Source organism: Duodenibacillus massiliensis (assembly GCF_928721995.1).
Lineage (GTDB): Bacteria > Pseudomonadota > Gammaproteobacteria > Burkholderiales > Burkholderiaceae_F > Duodenibacillus > Duodenibacillus massiliensis.
Genome location: NZ_OV788642.1, coordinates 2024313 through 2042237, shown reverse-complemented (window position 1 = coordinate 2042237; position 17925 = coordinate 2024313). Strand labels below are relative to the sequence as shown.

At 56.9% G+C, this 17925-nt stretch carries 16 protein-coding genes; 13 read left to right on the top strand and 3 right to left on the bottom strand.

The genetic code is table 11. The features are described 5' to 3' along the window. Positions 1-10: 10 nt before the first annotated feature. From NXF97_RS09385 to NXF97_RS09365, 5 genes are all read left to right on the top strand, one after another. Entirely contained in the window at positions 11-904 is an 894-nt protein-coding gene (locus NXF97_RS09385) for a 4Fe-4S dicluster domain-containing protein (protein WP_074009057.1), read from the top strand. Between the two features lie 18 nt (positions 905-922). Further along, a complete protein-coding gene (locus NXF97_RS09380) occupies positions 923-1657 on the top strand; it encodes a cytochrome b/b6 domain-containing protein (RefSeq protein WP_022372557.1) in 735 nt (244 codons plus the stop codon). Between the two features lie 89 nt (positions 1658-1746). Beyond that, positions 1747-2628 (top strand): formate dehydrogenase accessory protein FdhE, encoded by an 882-nt coding sequence (locus NXF97_RS09375; protein ID WP_274955805.1) that lies wholly within the window; start codon positions 1747-1749, stop codon positions 2626-2628. A gap of 28 nt (positions 2629-2656) precedes the next feature. Further along, the gene (fdhD, locus tag NXF97_RS09370) at positions 2657-3514 is read left to right on the top strand and encodes a formate dehydrogenase accessory sulfurtransferase FdhD (protein ID WP_274955804.1); all 858 of its coding nucleotides are present in this window, start codon (positions 2657-2659) and stop codon (positions 3512-3514) included. A gap of 152 nt (positions 3515-3666) precedes the next feature. Further along, positions 3667-4848, top strand: a complete 1182-nt coding sequence (locus NXF97_RS09365) for a DUF2863 family protein (RefSeq protein ID WP_274955803.1) — start codon at positions 3667-3669, stop codon at positions 4846-4848. Positions 4849-5289: 441 nt separating this feature from the next. Here NXF97_RS09365 and clpB read toward each other — a convergent pair whose 3' ends face one another. Then, the gene (gene clpB / locus NXF97_RS09360; protein ID WP_022373117.1) at positions 5290-7884 is read right to left on the bottom strand and encodes an ATP-dependent chaperone ClpB; all 2595 of its coding nucleotides are present in this window, start codon (positions 7882-7884) and stop codon (positions 5290-5292) included. Positions 7885-8287: 403 nt separating this feature from the next. On the opposite strand from clpB, the gene NXF97_RS09355 reads away from it, so the two are divergent. The 7 genes from NXF97_RS09355 (at position 8288) to kdsB (ending at position 14986) form a co-directional block, all read left to right on the top strand. Next, entirely contained in the window at positions 8288-9283 is a 996-nt protein-coding gene (locus NXF97_RS09355; protein WP_074009243.1) for a Bug family tripartite tricarboxylate transporter substrate binding protein, read from the top strand. 149 nt (positions 9284-9432) lie between these two features. Further along, positions 9433-9903 carry a tripartite tricarboxylate transporter TctB family protein gene (locus tag NXF97_RS09350; RefSeq protein WP_022373119.1) on the top strand — a complete coding sequence of 157 codons (471 nt, stop codon included), beginning with the start codon at positions 9433-9435 and terminating at the stop codon, positions 9901-9903. Positions 9904-9915: 12 nt separating this feature from the next. Continuing rightward, complete coding sequence (locus NXF97_RS09345) at positions 9916-11424, top strand: tripartite tricarboxylate transporter permease (protein ID WP_074009063.1); 1509 nt, start codon at positions 9916-9918, stop codon at positions 11422-11424. A 62-nt stretch (positions 11425-11486) separates the two neighbouring features. Continuing rightward, positions 11487-12848, top strand: coding sequence for an RluA family pseudouridine synthase (locus tag NXF97_RS09340; protein WP_274955802.1), 1362 nt, complete (start codon positions 11487-11489; stop codon positions 12846-12848). Between the two features lie 114 nt (positions 12849-12962). Continuing rightward, positions 12963-14000 carry a tetraacyldisaccharide 4'-kinase gene (lpxK, locus tag NXF97_RS09335; RefSeq protein ID WP_022373122.1) on the top strand — a complete coding sequence of 346 codons (1038 nt, stop codon included), beginning with the start codon at positions 12963-12965 and terminating at the stop codon, positions 13998-14000. 14 nt (positions 14001-14014) lie between these two features. Continuing rightward, a complete protein-coding gene (locus tag NXF97_RS09330) occupies positions 14015-14221 on the top strand; it encodes a Trm112 family protein (protein WP_022373123.1) in 207 nt (68 codons plus the stop codon). 3 nt (positions 14222-14224) lie between these two features. Further along, on the top strand, positions 14225-14986 hold the full coding sequence (gene kdsB / locus NXF97_RS09325; protein WP_022373124.1) for a 3-deoxy-manno-octulosonate cytidylyltransferase: 762 nt from the start codon (positions 14225-14227) through the stop codon (positions 14984-14986). A 215-nt stretch (positions 14987-15201) separates the two neighbouring features. Here kdsB and NXF97_RS09320 read toward each other — a convergent pair whose 3' ends face one another. Both NXF97_RS09320 and tnpA read right to left on the bottom strand, forming a co-directional pair. Further along, entirely contained in the window at positions 15202-16437 is a 1236-nt protein-coding gene (locus NXF97_RS09320; RefSeq protein WP_274955801.1) for an RNA-guided endonuclease InsQ/TnpB family protein, read from the bottom strand. After that, a complete protein-coding gene (gene tnpA, locus NXF97_RS09315; protein WP_274955800.1) occupies positions 16379-16792 on the bottom strand; it encodes an IS200/IS605 family transposase in 414 nt (137 codons plus the stop codon). The genes NXF97_RS09320 and tnpA overlap by 59 nt, the downstream gene beginning before the upstream one ends. A 366-nt stretch (positions 16793-17158) precedes the next feature. Here tnpA and adk point away from each other — a divergent pair, with 366 nt between their 5' ends. Continuing rightward, a complete protein-coding gene (gene adk / locus NXF97_RS09310; RefSeq protein ID WP_074009068.1) occupies positions 17159-17812 on the top strand; it encodes an adenylate kinase in 654 nt (217 codons plus the stop codon). The last annotated feature ends 113 nt before the right edge of the window (positions 17813-17925 follow it).

The following is a 17925-nucleotide window of genomic DNA, read 5'->3' as shown; positions in this document are numbered from 1 at the left end:
ATAAAACAACATGGCTAAAGCAAAAGAAGTTGCCATTCTGTTTGATTCATCGCACTGCACCGGCTGCAAGGGCTGCCAGGTTGCCTGCAAACAGTGGAACATGCTCCCCTCGCCGATGGGGTTAAATGAAAACAAGTTCACGGGGTCGTATCAGAGCCCGATGGACTTAAACGGCAATACGCGCCTTATCATGACCTTTGACGAAAAGGAGTCGGGAAACAAATTCCAGCCTCTGAATTTCGCCATCGGCCGCCGCTCCTGCTACCACTGCACGGATGCTGCGTGTGTTGAGATCTGCTCTTCGGGCGCGCTCTACCACAAGGAAAACGGCGTTGTTGCGTTTGATACCGACAAGTGCAACGGCTGCACGTACTGCCAGTCGGCCTGCCCCTTTGATGTGCCGCGCTTCAGAAAAACAGACAGCAGGATCGATAAGTGCACCCTGTGCTTTGACCGTCTGGAAGAAGGCGGGGTTCCGGCCTGCGTCAAGACCTGCCAGCCCGAGGCTCTGAAGTTCGGGCCCCGTGAGGAAATGATCCGCATCGGTAAAGAGCGTGTTGAGTTCTTGAAGAAGAAGGGCTTTGACAAGGCGGAACTCTACGGTGAACATGAAATGGGGGGCTTACATACCCTCACGGTCTGCAAGTACGGTCACGAAGCCTACGGGCTTCCGACCGATCCCAAGCCCAACAGCATGATCGCCACCATGAAGACCATGAAGGCCGTCACCGGTATCGGTACCGCCGCAGTGGTCGCCGGCCTTGCCGCTTCCTTCGTTGCCGCCACCGGCTACCGCCGTAAGAAAGTGACGATTGAAGAGGCCAAGGAACACTGGACACCCGAACAGCGTGAAAAGGCTGACCGGGAAGTGAAAGAACTGCTTGGCCGTGAATCACGGCAGTAACACGATCAGGAGAAACAAATGACCCGCTATATTCAGCGTCACTCCCTTCTGACCCGCGTGACCCACGGTGTTGCGGCCGTCAGCTGCATCCTTCTTGCGATCACCGGTGTCTTCGTTTTCGTCCCGAGTCTCGGGGGCGGCATCATGGGCGGCGACTTCACGTACGCCATGCGCATGCTGCACCGGATCCTCGCGATTCCCTTTATCCTGATTCCTCTCTGGGCGATCATCAAGTCCCCCAAGGGCTTTGTGCATCTCTTTAAAGAGGACATCTTCGGTAAGTGGGACAAGGACGATTTTGCGTGGGCAATGAAGTTCCCGTTCTACCTCTTTGCCCCGGGCAAGGTCCACATGCCGCCGCAGCACCACGTGAAGTCGGCGCAGAGGCTCGCTGACGGCGCTCTCGTCTTCTTCTGCTTCTTCCTTGCCGTTTCCGGCATGGTTATGTGGCTTAACACGGGGCTCTTGCCTGACGGCAGCTGGAAGGTGGAATTCAGCCCGACGACGGTTCTCGTGGCACACCTCGTGCACGACGTCTTCTTCTTCCTCACGGTCTTTGTGGGTATTGCCCACATCTACCTCGGCGCGGGCATTTTCCAGCCCTACCGCGGTACCGCCCGGATTATGTTCGGTGACGGTAAGGTGAGTGAGTCGGACGCCGCCTATCACTGGGGTTACTGGGCCAATGAAGAAATTGCGCTCGGCAAGAACGTGACCACCGTGAACGACGAAAAAGACAAGAAGTCTGCTTAAATCGCCGTTATGAAGGTACAAGGGCCCTCAAACCCCTTGTACCTTACACTCCCCTTCTCAATCAACAACACTTAAAAAAGAGAACTTTCATGACAAGCCGTCTGTCTGTACGCAATGCCGTCAACCACCTCAATACGCTCAAGGATCCCCAGCTTGAAGCTCAGGCAAAGGAGGCCGCAAAGATCCTTCTGGAAGCCTGTGATCTTGCCGGGGATTTGAGCGCCGAGGCGCCCGAATGGACGGGCGACGATGTCCTGAAAGCTCTTACCGGGGTGAAGACCCTCTTGGCAGCCGCCGCTCCGAAATCCACCGCCGAAAATTTCGCAAAGATTGCAGCGGCCTTGACGGACACCTATCTTGCGGAAAGCAAGTTGTCGGACGACCTCAAAGCCAAATGCGCGGCCTGTGACTGGAAGACGGTCACGACGGATGAGGCGCTCAATAAAGGCTTGGTGAATCCCGAAAACTTCGCGGAAGGCTTGGTTGCCGGCATGAACCCGGAAATTGAGCCCTTCACGAGCCTCATCATTCATCTCACGCTTCGTGTGATCCTGCAGGATTCGGTGCGCGAAGCCGACCGCCGCATTGCCGACAACCAGAAAGACACGATTCACTTTAACCGGCCGTTAAAGTGCCCGGTGTGCGGCGGACTTCCGGCGATTGCGTGTGTGGCGGGCACCGCCTACCACGGTAATGTGAAGCAGCTTTTCTGCGGCACGTGCGGCGCGCACTGGCCCTTTGACCGCATCCGCTGCGCGGTGTGCGGGGATCAGGCTGTAAGCGACCTCTCCTATGTGCATGATTCGGGGGACGAGAGCCGGCGTCTGCACGTCTGCAAGTCCTGCCATGCGGCTTTCCCGACGGTTTTCGTGAACGACCTCGAAAACTTCGATCAGGATGTGGACGGTATCGCCATTTCCGGTCTTGCCGCCTACTACAGTGAAGAACAGGCCAAAAAGGCCAATGCCTGAGTCAGATTCCACACAAAGGAAATTCATCATGGCGTGCGACAGCGTAAATAAGGTTTTTCACGAGGGACTCGGGTCAGCGAAGTCTGACATTGAGACCGTGGCCGGTATCCGCCGCGTGACGGTGGATAAGTTGGACTGCGTTGAAAAGCTCGAAGACTGGGTCGCTGAAGAGGTCCCCGTGGCCCTCACCTATAACGGCATTTCGCACGCCGTCATGATGTGTACGCCTCTGATGCTCGAAGAGTTTGCGGTGGGCTTTACGCTCGCAGAGCGCATTGTCCCGACGCTTTCCGACATCTACGGCGTGGAAATCAAAGACGGCTGCCGCGGCGGCAAGGTCGCCGACATCAGGATCGCAAGCGAACACTTCTGGCACTTAAAGGAACGCCGCCGCTCGATGACGGGACGGACGGGCTGCGGGATCTGCGGCGTAGAGGATCTCGACTCCGCCGTACGGATTCCGGACACCGTCGCGCACACCCAGACCTTTGACATGCGCCACTTCAATAAAGGATTGGAATACTTAAGCCACATCGAGATGCTCGGCAACCTCACGGGTTGCACGCATGCGGCCGTTTGGGTGAACCCGGACGGCACGTCTGCCGGGGGCGCAGAGGACGTGGGGCGCCACGTGGCTTTGGATAAATTGCTGGGCCTCAGAGCAATGTCGGGGTGGACGGACGGTGCGCTTTTTGTGAGCTCACGCGCCTCCTACGAAATGGTGCAGAAAGCCGCCGCCTGCAACGTGGAGATTCTCTTTGCTGTATCGGCACCGACGGCTCTTGCGATTGACGTCGCCAACCAGTGTGGCGTGACGCTTGCGGCTTTCTGCCGCACCAACCGCGCCAACATCTACACGCACCCCGAGAGGCTCCAGGGCCTTTAAAATCCCCTCCCCGAGCTTAAGCAGCGCGGTAATACATCGGAAAAGGCGCTGATTTCGAGCCCTTAACTGTTCAAAGACGCCTTAAGCCATGTAGACTGCGCCCGCACGCACAATTTGCGGGCGCTTTGCTTTTTTCCCCACCGGTTTAAACCATGGCGAACAACTTTTCTTCTGATATCACGGATATGGATGAGGCTGCTTCTGAGCTCATCCGCTACGCGCGTTTGGCCACAGAAGCCACAAGCCGCTTTGAAGACGGCGTCGTGGACACGGGCTTTGAGTCCGCGGTACGTGCGCCCCTTGATAAGGGAGAAGATGCCGTCATTGAAACGGCCCTAAACCGCCTCAAAGAAGAAGAGTCCCCGGCCTACGAGGAACTCCTTTCGATGGCCGAAGACTGCGCCCAGACGCGCGTGGACGCGAAGGGCGTGCACCTTTTGGTGCTCATCCCCATTATGTGCTGGAGCCGGTATCTGATTCCGCACGGGAAGATTTCCAACGAAGCGCTCAAAGCCACCGCAGAACTCTTTCAGAAGGGTTGGGCCACTGAAAAAGCGACCGTGCAGATCGGGGACTGCCTCTTATCGGCCGATCACCTCCCCGAGGGCCTTGCGGACGTGAGGCACCTTCTTGACCGTCTTACCAAGAAAACGAAGACCGGGATTGTTGATATCGCCAAGGTTGTGACCACGACGCCTCCGCCCGATTTTGCGGATGTCAGGTACCTCGCTTTAGGCGTCTCTGCTCCCGATACAGCGTCGCTTTTTCATCCGCTCAATCAGTCTTATGAAGAGCGCGCCCGCACCGTGATGGATTTTTGTCTGGGGGTGCGGGAGATTCTTCAAAACGACTTTATCGGCACGATGATTGACGTGCAGCCGCCCGCGAGCTTTTTCTCGGGCTGGCGGCAGGCCGATGCCACGATGCGCATCTTTGCCGTACGGTCTTTGGTCGATTACGTCTGCTGCATGGGCTACAGCCCGGCTGACCTCATTGCCACGACTGCGGTCTTTACGAAGATGGGGGGCGAGACGCACGAAGGTGACGGGGACGAAATCCGCGTGAGTATTTCCGTAAAGGACCAGCCCTCAAAGGTGGTGGCGGGGGTTGTGGCGCCCTCGATGCCCGAAGACAACGACAACAATCAGACCTTTATCGGGGCGGTGCTTGATAACTGCCGCGTGGGGCGGATTATTCCCTTGACGCAGACCTTTCCGATGGAATGGTGTGAGGAGTGCGGCGCACCCTTGTACGCCAATCCCGAAGGGTATGTGTGCCACATTGAGCCGCCTGAGGGATTGGATGAATCGAAGTTTGCGCCGACGCTGAATTGATTCTTTTAGCTCGACAATGAAGGGGGTGTTGATAAAGTCGCCCCCGAGAAACTCGCCGCAACGCATTGATTATTCGTGCAGCGGCGGTTTTTTTTCGCGAAAAAGCTTCCAGCGGGTGCAAGAACTCCCGAACCTATGTGTAGCAAGATGCCTATCACGACAAGCTTGGGGTTCCGGGAATTCATAAATGTGCCAGACGTACCCCAAAACTTCGCTCGTTTAGCGATACGTCGGTCGAGACTTTCTAGAAAAAAACAAGGGGGGTTGTCTCATCGTCAACTGACGACTTTATCAACACCCCCTTTTTGCTGGCTGCAGAGTAGAGAAACATCTGTAGCACCCCGGTGAATCCCGCATGGGATCAGCGGCGGGAACCCGCCATTTGCTGGGGCAGAAGCCCCAACAAGCATGGAATCCCCCCGCTTGAGCGGGGGGAGGATGTTAATTTGCTTTCTTCACGTCAAAGACAAAGTGATCGTCCTTGCTGTCCACAACGACATGATCCTTCGGAGCGGCCTTGCCTTCAAGAAGCAACCGCGCCACTTCGTTTTCGATGTGTTCCTGCACGGCGCGCTTCAACGGCCGAGCGCCGTAAAGCGGATCAAAGCCGACCTTCGCAATTTCATCGAGTGCCGCATCCGTGACGTCAAGCACCACGTCCTGCGCCGCCACGCGTTTGGCGAGCTTATCGATCTGGATCTTCGCAATCGCGCGAATTGCTTTGGTATCGAGAGCATTAAAGACCACGATCTCATCAATACGGTTGATGAATTCGGGGCGGAAGTGTTGTTTCACTTCCTGCATCACGGCATCTTTCACTTTGTCATGAGGTTCACCCTGCATCGCCTGGATTTCCTGGCTGCCCAAGTTACTCGTCATGACAATCACGGTGTTCTTAAAGTCGACGGTGCGGCCCTGGCCGTCGGTCATGCGGCCGTCGTCCAAAACCTGTAAAAGGACATTAAAAACGTCGGGATGCGCTTTTTCCACTTCGTCGAGCAAAATGACGGAGTAGGGCTTACGGCGCACGGCTTCCGTGAGGTAGCCGCCCTCTTCGTAACCAACATATCCCGGAGGCGCACCGATCAAACGTGCGACAGAGTGCTTTTCCATGAATTCACTCATGTCGATACGAATCATCGCGTCATCGCTGTCAAAGAGGAATTCCGCAAGGGCCTTCGTAAGTTCCGTCTTACCGACACCCGTGGGTCCGAGGAAAAGGAACGAACCGTACGGACGGTTGGGATCCGAAAGACCTGCGCGGCTTCTCAGAATCGTTTCCGTCACGCGGCGCACAGCCTCAGGCTGCCCGATGACGCGCTTACTTAAGGCGTCAGCCATATGAAGAAGTTTCTGGCGTTCGCCTTCCATCATCTTTGCGACCGGAATACCGGTGGCACGGCTTACGACCTCCGCGATTTCCTCAGCGCCCACGCTTGTGCGCAAAAGCTTCGGACGGCCCTTGTCTTCAACCTTATCCTTCTTTTCAGTCTTTTTGAGTTTTTCTTCAAGCTTCGGAAGGACGGCGTACTGCAGCTCAGACAAGCGTTCGTACTTGGCTTCACGCCTGCAGGCTTCCATTTCCTGACGCACGCGGTCAATTTCGTTACGGATGTTCTTTTCACCGAGCGCTTCGCTCTTTTCAGCCTTCCAGATCTCTTCGAGGTCGGAGTACTTGCGCGACAGCGTCTCGATCTCCGCTTCAATTGCGGCGAGGCGCTTCTTACTTGCCTCATCCGTTTCCTTCTTCATCGCCTCACGTTCAATCTTTAACTGAATCAGACGGCGATCCAATTTATCCAATTCTTCCGGCTTGGAGTCAATCTCCATCTTCACACGGCTTGCGGCCTCATCAATGAGGTCAATGGCCTTATCCGGAAGGAACCGGTCCGTAATGTAGCGGTGCGACAGTTCCGCGGCCGCGACAATCGCGGGATCCGTAATTTCCACGCCGTGGTGCGCTTCGTACTTTTCCTGCAGACCACGCAGAATGGCGATTGTGTCTTCCACACTCGGCTCGTCCACAAGGACCTTCTGGAAGCGGCGTTCAAGTGCCGCATCCTTTTCAATGTACTTGCGGTATTCATCAAGCGTTGTTGCGCCGATCACATGCAGCTCGCCGCGGGCCAGAGCGGGTTTCAACATATTGCCCGCATCCATGCTGCCCTCGGTCTTACCGGCACCGACCACCGTGTGGATTTCATCAATAAAGAGAATGATCTTGCCGTTGGAAGCCGAAACTTCTTTCAGCAGTTTCTTTAAACGCTCTTCAAATTCACCGCGGTACTTGGCACCCGCGATGAGCCCTGCCATATCAAGGGACAGCACGGACTTACCGCGTAGCGTATCGGGCACTTCGTTATTGACGATACGCTGCGCAAGGCCTTCGACGACGGCGGTCTTACCCACACCGGGTTCACCGATCAGCACCGGGTTGTTCTTCGTGCGGCGCTGCAGAATCTGCATCGTGCGGCGGATTTCATCATCGCGCCCGATCACGGGATCGAGTTTCCCCATGCGGGCCCGTTCGGTAAGATCCACCGTGTACTTCTTGATGGCGTCGCGCCCGCTTTCGCCTTCGGCGTCATCGACCTTTTCGCCGCCGCGAACTTGCGCAATCGCGGCTTCGAGCATCTTGCGGGTAACGCCCGCCGAACCCAAAAGCCTGGAGGTGTCAAGCGTGTTGTCCGTCAAGGCGAGCAAAAACATTTCCGAAGAAATGAATTCGTCGCCGTGGGCCATCGCCTCTTTTTCAGTGAGGTTCAAAGCGCGGCCGAGGTCACGGCTTACCTGAACGTCGCCGCCCGTGCCGCTCACCTTCGGGAGGTTTTCAATTGCGGCATCGGCTTCGCGCTTGACCTGCTGGGCGTTGCCGCCCGAGCGTTCAATGAGGCTTACGGTGCCGCCCTCTTCGTCAGCAAGCATCGCCGCAAGCACATGCACCGGTTCGATGAACTGGTTGTCGTGCGCCAGGGCAATCGACTGCGCCTCAGAGAGCGCCTGCTGGAATTTGGTCGTGAGTTTATCTTGTCTCATGTGTCTGAATTCCCTTCGGTTGAGTCCTTATAGCGGACCCGAACCGACGTCTAAAAGCTGTTAACCGCTATATGCGGCCGACACATCCGCTTTTCAAGGAAAATCCGAATCTGACAATCCGAATAAAACGAGTCGGGAAAAGGCTTTGCGCCTGTATCGATACAGTCTGATACAAGATTCCTGGCCTCTTATATTCGTCACTACACCCGAGCCCGGACACCCCATTTTTTTCCTGCCGTACCACCCCCCGCCTCAGGCCCTGCAAATACAGCATTTTGCATAGGCGGAAATCCCCAACCAATCCTAGAATCAACGGCAGTTTTTCCAATTTGAACATCAAAACGCCGGCTCAATCGCGTCCACTGCGAGGGTGCCGGTGCAGTACGCACGAAAGGAAGATGAAGTGGTAAACAACAACCGTCGCGCCATTCTCGGCGCAGCCCTCGCGGCACCCGTTCTTTCCTGGGCCCCGGTGGCCCTGTCTCAAACCGGCACCGGCTCCAACCCGATCCGCATTGTGGTTCCCTATCCCCCCGGAGGTCCGCTTGACGTTTCGGCGCGCGCCATTGCCGAAGCCGTGCAGAAGTCTCTGGGTAACGTCATCGTCGACAACCGTCCCGGTGCGGGCGGCAACCGCGGCGTAAGCTACCTCGCTAAGCAGCCCGGTGACGGCATGACGCTCTGTGTGGGTGCTGTGGCCACGCACGCCATCAACCCGAACCTTTTTAAGAACCTTCCCTACGATCCGGTGAAGGACTTCCGCCCCGTCACGCTCATCGCACACGTTCCCAACGTGCTCGTTGTGACGCCTGAATTTGAAAAGCGGACCGGCATTAAGTCAGTGGCCGACCTCATTGCCTACTGCAAGAAAAACCCGGATAAGTTGAATTACGCTTCGGGCGGCAACGGTTCGGGCGGCCATATGGCTGGCGAACTTCTCAAAGCCAAGGCCGGCATCCGTATGGTGCATATCCCGTACGCGGGCGCAGCCGCCGCGCAGCTTTCTGTCCTCGCGGGCCAGACGGATCTTATTTTCGATAACCTCGCAAGCGCCACCGCGAACATCAAGTCCGGAAAACTCATTCCGCTTGCTGTCACGACCACGACGCGTGCCGCAGCACTTCCCAACGTCCCCACGATGGCGGAAGCGGGCGTCCCCGGTTTTGACATTTCCACCTGGTACGGTCTTTTTGTGCCGGCTTCTACGCCCGACAAGATCCTTAACCGCTTAAACAAAGTGATTACGGATGCTTTAAAGACCTCGGCCTTGAAGGAACGCCTTGCGCGTTTGGGCGGCGAAGCAGCCCCCTGCTCAAGCGCCGACTTCGCGAAACTCATCCAGAGTGAACTCACGAAGTACGCTGAGATCGTGAAGGTCTCCGGCGCCCGCGTGGATTAACGCATCAGGCGTCAAAACAAAGAAAGCGGTTTTTCGGCAGCCCTTTGCCGGAGAACCGCTTTTCGTACAATTTCCGTCTTTTTTACGGACGTTCTCGGATAAACTCCTCCCGCTTTTCCTGAAGAACCGTCCGCAGCAGAAGTTTCATTATGTCCTTGCGCAACGCCAAAGATTTTTGGGCCGGCATTTTGTTTGCCGTCACAGGCGTGCTTGCCATTGTCACCGTCCAGGAGCACAGTCTCGGATCCGCCGCCCGCATGGGCCCCGCGTACTTTCCGACGCTTTTGGGAGGCATTCTCACCGTACTCGGGGTGATTCTCTCTTTGCGCGGGCTTTTCTCGCGTGAAGCGCTTGTTGAGCCCGACGGCGGCCGCGTCGAACCCTTTCACTGGAAGATCTTCTTTCTGGTGCTGGGCTCCGTGCTCGCGTTTTCACTGCTTCTCGCAAGCTGCGGCCTCATGATTGCGATTGCCGCGATGGTGATGATTTCAGCGTTGGCAGACAAAAACTTTCGGTTAAAAGAAACCCTCATCGTGATTGTCGTTTTGGACGTCATCGCCTGGGTAATCTTTGTTTACGGCGTCGGAATGCTCATTCCGGTCTGGCCGGCATTTCTCTAAGGAGCCGGCACCATGGATCTTATTAATAACCTTCTGGTCGGTTTTGAAGCAGCGCTGTCGCTCCAAAACATCCTCTACTGCTTTTTCGGTGTCACGATCGGAACGCTTATCGGCGTGCTCCCGGGGATGGGCCCGGTGGCAACGGTTGCGATGCTTCTGCCCGCCACCTACGCGCTTGATCCCTCTTCGGCCCTCATTATGTTGGCCGGTATTTACTACGGCGCGCAGTACGGGGGCTCAACCACCGCCATTCTTGTGAATATTCCCGGCGAAGCCGCGGCGGTTGTGACCTGTATCGACGGCCACAAGATGGCTAAAAACGGCCGCGCAGGTGCGGCTTTGGGGATTGCAGCACTCGGGTCCTTCTTTGCCGGGTGCGTGGCAACACTACTTATTGCTGCCTTTGCGCCACCTTTGACCGCCATTGCCTTTGAGTTCGGGCCAGCGGAATACTTCAGTCTCATGGTGCTTGGCTTGATCGGTGCCGTGGTGCTTGCAACCGGGTCGCTTCTCAAAGCCGTCTGCATGATTTTGGTGGGGTTACTCCTGGGCCTTGTCGGTACCGACGTCAATTCCGGGGCCTTACGGTACACCTTCGGGTTTGACGAACTGCAGGAAGGCATCGATTTCGTTGCGCTTTCAATGGGCATTTACGGCTTTGCCGAAATCATGAGTAACCTCGAGCAAAACGAGCGCAGGACGTTGATCCCGGGCAAAGTCGGCTCCGTTCTTCCGACCAAAGCCGACCTCAAGGCAAGTTCCGGTCCGATTCTGCGCGGTACGGTCCTGGGGTCACTTCTCGGCGTGCTCCCCGGGGGAGGCGCACTGCTCTCGAGCTTTGCAAGCTACACCATCGAAAAGAAACTTGCGGGTACAAAGGCGAGTCCCGCTTTCGGCCAGGGCAACATCCGCGGCGTGGCGGGACCTGAGTCCGCCAATAACGCCGGTTCTCAGACCTCCTTTATTCCGATGCTGACACTCGGGATTCCGTCAAATGCCGTCATGGCCCTGATGATCGGCGCCATGATGATTCACGACATTGTGCCCGGACCTCAGGTGATGACCTCCAACCCCGCGCTTTTCTGGGGATTGATTGTCAGTATGTGGGTGGGTAACCTCATGCTCATCATTCTCAACCTCCCCATGATCGGCGTTTGGGTGCAGTTACTCAAGGTCCCCTACCGGTGGCTTTTCCCGGCGATTCTCGTTTTCTGCTGCATCGGCGTCTATTCGATCAACAACAATGTCTGGGACGTGTGGATGACGATTGCGTTCGGTGCCCTGGGGTATCTCTTTCATAAACTCGGGTGCGAAGCCGCTCCCTTGATCCTCGGCTTCATTCTGGGCCCCATGATGGAAGAAAACCTCAGACGCGCGCTTTTGATTTCCCGCGGTGACCCCATGGTCTTTTTCACGAGTCCCATTTCCTGCGGGCTTCTCCTCGTGTCGCTTTTGCTGCTCGTGGTGGTCGCAGCCCCCGCGATCCGCAAAAAACGTAACACGGCCTTCCGCGAAGACTGATAATGTTCGGACTCAGAAACGGTTAACGTTCTGAGCCCGATTTTTTTGCCCACATTCTTCCAATGTCCGAGACCTCCTCTTTTGACGCTTTCCCGGCGGTTATCCTCCCCTCAGACACTGCGCCCGCGGGCACCCTTCAGTGCCCGAGAACGCTGCCTCCGACCGCATGGGACCTAGCGGCGAAAAACGCAGCCCCGGATTTAGCCAAGGGCGGCTTCGGCCGCATGGGGGCACTGGTGACGATCGACAATGCCGGACGCGTCACCGCGCACTACGCCTTCACGTCCCACGCAGAGCGCGAGCGCACCGTGCCGGGACCGGGCAAAGCCCGAACCGACTGGCCGCGTTTGAACCGCACCGACGTTCCGGTGCTCTGCTTTACCGATGCCGCAGGCAACTCCTTTACGCTCGCGGAGCTCCTTACCGAACTCTTTGCGCCCTTCCCGGACAAAAATCCGCTGCAGGGCGGCGCGGAACAGGAGCTCAGACGTGCGCTCTGGCGGTTCACGACGCTTGCTTCAGCGACGTCCCCCCTGGTACGGCTCGTTGCGGCCCTTAACCGCACCCGGGCTGAAAACAGCACCCACGCTTCCCGCATCATCAGCATGACCGAATGGTGGGTGGGCACTTCGCCCGCGCACGACATCCGTTTTAACGGCACCTTTTACGGGCCTGAGAAGTCAGCCGTTTATCTTCTCGAACGCCTTTTAAAGGGCGGGGAAAGGTTGCCGGAACCCTTACCGCGCTGGGATCCGGCCGTCCCCGTCACTCCTCAAATCCTCTACGAAGACCGGGACCTCATTGTGGTCAACAAACCGTCGCGCCTTGCGTCCGTGCCCGGTATCCGCGAAAAGGTGAGCGCCAAAAGTGTGTTGGAAGAAACGGTCGGGGCCCTGCACGTCGTGCACCGGCTCGACGCCGACACCTCAGGTGTCTTACTTTTTGCTAAAAATAAAGAGGCGCTTGCCGTCATTAACGAAGACTTCCGCGCCCGGCGCGTGCATAAGCGCTATGCGGCGCTTTTGGAAGGCGACGTCGCCGAAGGCAGCGGAAGCGTCGCGCTGCCGCTCGCGCTAAACGTCTTTGACCGCCCTCGGCAGTGTGTGCTCCCCGTCGCAGCCGGCGGTTCTGAGGCCCTCACGCGCTTTGAGGTGGTGCGGCGCATCTCCGGGAAAGAGAGGACCTGCACACTCATCAATCTCTTCCCCGAAACCGGCCGCACCCATCAGCTGCGGATTCACTGTGCGCATCACCTGGGGCTTAATGCCCCGATTGCCGGCGACCCGTTTTACTCACATGCCGGGTTAAAAGCCGAGGCACCCGGAGTCCGTTTGTGCCTGCATGCGGCTGAGCTCACGTTTATCCATCCGATCACAAAAAAGACTATTTGCATCGTCAGTGCCCCGCCTTTTGGTTATGATTAGGAAATACGGCCGCAGAAACACACGTTTGCGGCACCACTCTTGACAGAACACAAATGCCGGACGAACAATCTAAGCCACCTCTTGCACCCTTTGTTTTCTTTCGGGGACATCGCCATGCGCGCTGAACTCGAAACGTGGCTTCACGCCCAGTGGGCCAAGCGCGGTCTTGCCGCCTGGCTTTTAAGTCCTTTAAGCCTCATTTACCTTGCCGCGGTACGCATGCGCGCACACCGCATCCGTGCTGAAAAGCTCCCCGTCCCGGTTTTGGTTGTCGGCAACATCTATGTCGGGGGCACCGGCAAAACCCCGGTCACGATTCAACTCGTGCGGACACTCAAAGCCGTGGGCTATAAGCCCGGCGTCATCAGCCGCGGTTTCGGCCGCAAGGGGGATACGCCGCAGTTGGTGACTCCGGAATCAGACGCCCGCGTCGTGGGCGACGAACCGCTTCTGATTGCCCAGCAAACCGGGTGCCCTGCAGCCGTGGGGCGCGATCGTGTGGCCGCAGGAAAACTTCTTCTTGCTTCGCACCCCGAGATCAATGTGATTGTGAGCGATGACGGTCTGCAGCATCTGCGCCTTGCGCGTGACTTTGAACTGGCCGTGATCGGCGCGCGCGGCATCGGTAACGGCTGGGTGCTCCCGGCGGGCCCCTTACGTGAACCGCCCTCAAGGCTTGACACCGTTGACGCATTGGTTTTAAACGCCACAACGGACACCATCGCAAGCAGAACGCCGCGCTTTGCCGCAACAAGCCAGATCGGCGCCGCGCATCAGCTCGCAACCGGGGCGACTGCCCATATTGACGACCTTTCGGACAAAATCAATAAGGCGAAATCGCGCGTTTTGGCCGCAGCCGGCATTGCCTCGCCCGAGCGCTTTTTTGCGATGCTCAGGGCCCACGATATCGCCTGCGCGGAACTGCGGCTCGGTGACCACTACAGCTTTGAAGTCAATCCCTTCGAGCACTGGGACACCGACTATATTTTCGTGACGGGTAAAGACGCCGTGAAGTGCCGGCAGATTCCGGAACTTGCCCAAGACCCCCGCATCTGGGCGGTGGACCTTGAGATGCATCTTGATCCCTATCTGATTGAACTTGTTCTGGGGCGCTTAAAAGAACTCACACAAACCGCACCAAAAAACCACTAAACCCTGAAACAAAAATGGATACCCGTTTAACCGATGTTCTCGTCTGCCCCGTCTGTAAGGGGCCGCTGCACTTTGATCACGCAACTTCGGAACTTCAGTGCGCCAAGTGCGCGCTTGCGTTTCCCGTCAAAGACGACATTCCGCAGATGCTGGTGAAAGACGCGCGCGAGCTCACCCCTGAAGAAATCGAAAAAGCCCGCGTCAAGCCCGCGGAGGCCTAGATCATGTCCTTTGCCGTCATCATTCCGGCGCGCATGCATTCAACGCGCCTTCCGAACAAACCCCTCATGGACATTGCCGGCAAACCCATGGTCGTGCGCGTTGCGGAGCGCGCGGCGCTTTCCGGTGCCTCGCGCGTTGCGGTGGCAACGGATCACGACGACATCGTAAAGGCCTGCACGGAAAACGGCATTGAAGCCGTTCTCACCAAAGAGACGCACCCCACGGGAACCGACCGGCTCTCGGAAGCCGCAACGCTCATGGGCCTCGCGGACGACACGATCGTTGTAAACGTCCAGGGTGATGAACCCTTGATTCCGCCGGAGGTTGTGGGGCGCGTTGCGAAAACGCTTGAAGAGGCGCCTGACTGTGCGATTGCCACGGCCGCGCACCCGATTGAGACGCTCGAGAGCTTTTTAAATCCCAATGTGGTGAAGGTGGAATTGGACGGCACAAACCGCGCAATGACCTTTTCGCGGGCCCCGATCCCCTGGCCGCGGGACGCTTTTAAAGACGGCCAGAAGGCGCTTCCCCAAGGCTTTACGGCCCTGCACCATATCGGAATCTACGCTTACCGCGTTGCGTTTTTAAAGCGCTTTCCGGCGCTCACCCGCGCGCCCATTGAAGCAGCAGAGTCGCTTGAGCAGCTTCGCGCCATGTGGCACGGCTACAAAATCGCCGTGACGGTACTTTCTGCCAACCTCCCCGCGGGCGTTGATACGGCAGAAGACCTTGAGCGCGTGCGGCGCCTCTGGCCCGCTGCGTAAAACGCATTTTCCGTCAAAACGGCCGCCCGTGATGAGCGGCCGTTTTTGTTGCGGGCGTCTTACGGGTAGTACCAGAGGCCATTATCGTCAGCTTTCAGGTACTCACGGAACTCCTTGGACTGGTACGCCTTCACGATGTCGGAAGGTAAACAATCCCCCGTCTGAAGACGGGGGCTTTATTGTAACCGCATCACACGGCCCAACATAAGGCTGGTTTACATCAGCCCCTGTGCTGACAGCTGTCGGCACAGACCCTGCAGGTTGCGGCTCGCATTCAAGTCGCTGTGCGCAAGGTGACCACATTGGCTGCATCGGAACCCGTGCTTATGGCGTTTGCCCGGTGCCCCGCACTGTGAGCATGTCTGGCTTGTATAGCGCGGATCCAGGAAAACACACCGGATTCCAGCGGCTGCCGCTTTGTAAACAATCATCTCCTGCAACTCACGGAAAGACCAGCGGTGCAGTCGGCTTCTGATGCGTTTCCCGGCCTTGATGTGATCCCGGATATGCGTCAGGTCTTCCAGGGCGATTAACTTGATACCCCGCTTTGCGGCTTCTTGCACAATCTCTTTGCTTACAACGTTATTGACATGCGTCACATGGCGTCTTTCTCGGCCTGAGGCTTTTTTCAGGTGCTGTCTGGCACTCTGAGAGCCGTTGCGCTGAAGACGCTTTCTCTGACTCATATATCGGTCTCTTTTATCCTTTAATGCTCCTGCTTTCCAAATACGGCCCGTGCTGACGGCCGCAATATTGTTCTCGCCGACATCAATACCCATGATCTCGTCGGCTTTCAGATTCTTTAAATGCTCTTCGCCCGAACAACCTTGGGACTCCACAGCGATGTGAAGCTCCCAAAACGCTTCTTTCCGGCCTCTCCGGGGATGCAGAACAAGGTTGCACTCCTTACGCTTTCCCGAAGCCAGCAACTCTTTTTGAAAAGGGCCGGGGCACAGACGTGCCCGAATCCGACCGCTGATGGTTGAAATTGAAACAGTGCCGTCAGGGAAAAATGTCAGCGTGTTCTTGTCGACGTGAACCGAGGGGTGCCTGAACACCAGCGTCTTGAGCTTCTTGTCCTCACTTTTGAGCTGTGCCGGATGATTGGCAAGCTCCGTCTTGTAGGCTGCCGACACCGAGCGGATGACGTTACAGGCATACTGGCTGCCGAGATCCGGAAATTTTGCCTTGATCTTGTCATAAACTGCGTGATGCAGCGTGAAACGCTGCCAGAGCCTCTTCGTGCGGTCCGCCGCTACTGTCGGAACTACATAGTTACACACCTGCGCATAGAGTCTCTGCGTCGCTGCGAGCTTTTCGTGTGCTGCCGGATCGAGTAGTTCCAGCCGAACGCAGGCTGTGCGGACACACTTGCCGCTCCCCTCAACGCGTCTAACGCCGTCCGCGGATGTGTTCAGTCCTTTCGATGTAGCTTTTGCTCGTTTCTGCACTGACACTGCCTGCTGTTCCGACGTAGTAAGAAAGCGACCAAAGATGGCCTGCCCAATGTTCATTTTTGAGTTCCGGATGCCGCATCAGCAGCATCCTTGCACTGGCACCCTTCAATACTCTCACCGCGTCGGCAATGCTGACGGACGGCGGAAAACTGACCAACAGGTGCAGGTGATCCGGCTGAATCTCCAAAGAAAGTATCTCATACTTTCTTTCAGCGCATATGCTTTCAAGCAACTCACGCAGAGACTGCGCAACACCACCCCTGAGAACGGATTTCCTGTACTGGGGGCACCATACCACATGGTAAGCTGTCTGATAGACGCAGTTTCTGCTGTAAACGACGTTTAGCATAGTGCGTATGGTACCAATTTTTTAAAATAAAAACAGCTGCGATTCCTCCCGCGTCTGAAGACGCGGGTTTCCTCGCGGAATTTCTATGAAAGGCACCGAGCGCACGACGTTAACCACGCTGTTAAGAGCCGCAAAGGCCTGAGGGACGTGTCGTCCTGAGTTTTTGCCAAGCTTCTGAGAAACACCGGCGGCACACGCCCCGCCCCCTCCTTTCGGCCCATGTTTTTGCCTGCTTCTTTGGGCTAGAATGCTTGGAATCGACTGTTCTCAACGCCGCAGCCCGAAGGGTTTTGCTAACCCGTTGTCGGACTATGCCGCAGACGGGCGTCGGAAAAGAAAAACAGACTAATTTTTGGAGACGATCAAATGCGTTTGATTCTCATCGGACCTCCCGGTGCCGGTAAGGGCACTCAGGCCGCTTTCATTAAGGAGCGCTTCGGCATTCCCCAGATTTCCACGGGCGACATGCTGCGCGCTGCTGTCAAGGCCGGCACCGAACTCGGCAAGGCCGCCAAGGTCATCATGGATCAGGGGGGACTTGTGAGCGACGACATCATCATCGGTCTTGTGAAGGAACGCCTCACGCAGGATGACTGCAAGAAGGGATTCCTCTTTGACGGGTTTCCGCGCACGATTCCCCAGGCGCAGGCCCTGCAGGCCGCCGGTGTGCCGATCGACTTCGTTCTGGAAATCGCGGTTCCCGATGCGGAAATCGTTGAACGCATGTCGGGCCGCCGCATTCACCCGGCTTCCGGCCGCAGCTACCACATCAAGTACAACCCCCCGAAGGTTGAGGGTAAGGACGATGTGACGGGCGAGCCCCTGGTGCAGCGCGACGACGACAAAGAAGAAGTCGTGATGAAGCGCCTTGCGGTCTACCATCAGCAGACAGAAGCTCTAGTGAAGTTCTACAGTGACCTCGCCAAGAGCGGCGCCAAGGGGGTTCCGCAGTACCGCGCGATTTCGGGCATCGGCTCGATCGACACGATCCGCGAACGCGTTTTTGAAGCGCTCAAATAAAGTTTTACCTGTAAGCCCACGGAAATTTCCCCGATTTTCGCGGGCTTATTCTTTAACAACCACTGGAAAATCACCGGCGTACGCCTTTCCTGCGATAAAAAGGGAAAGCGACA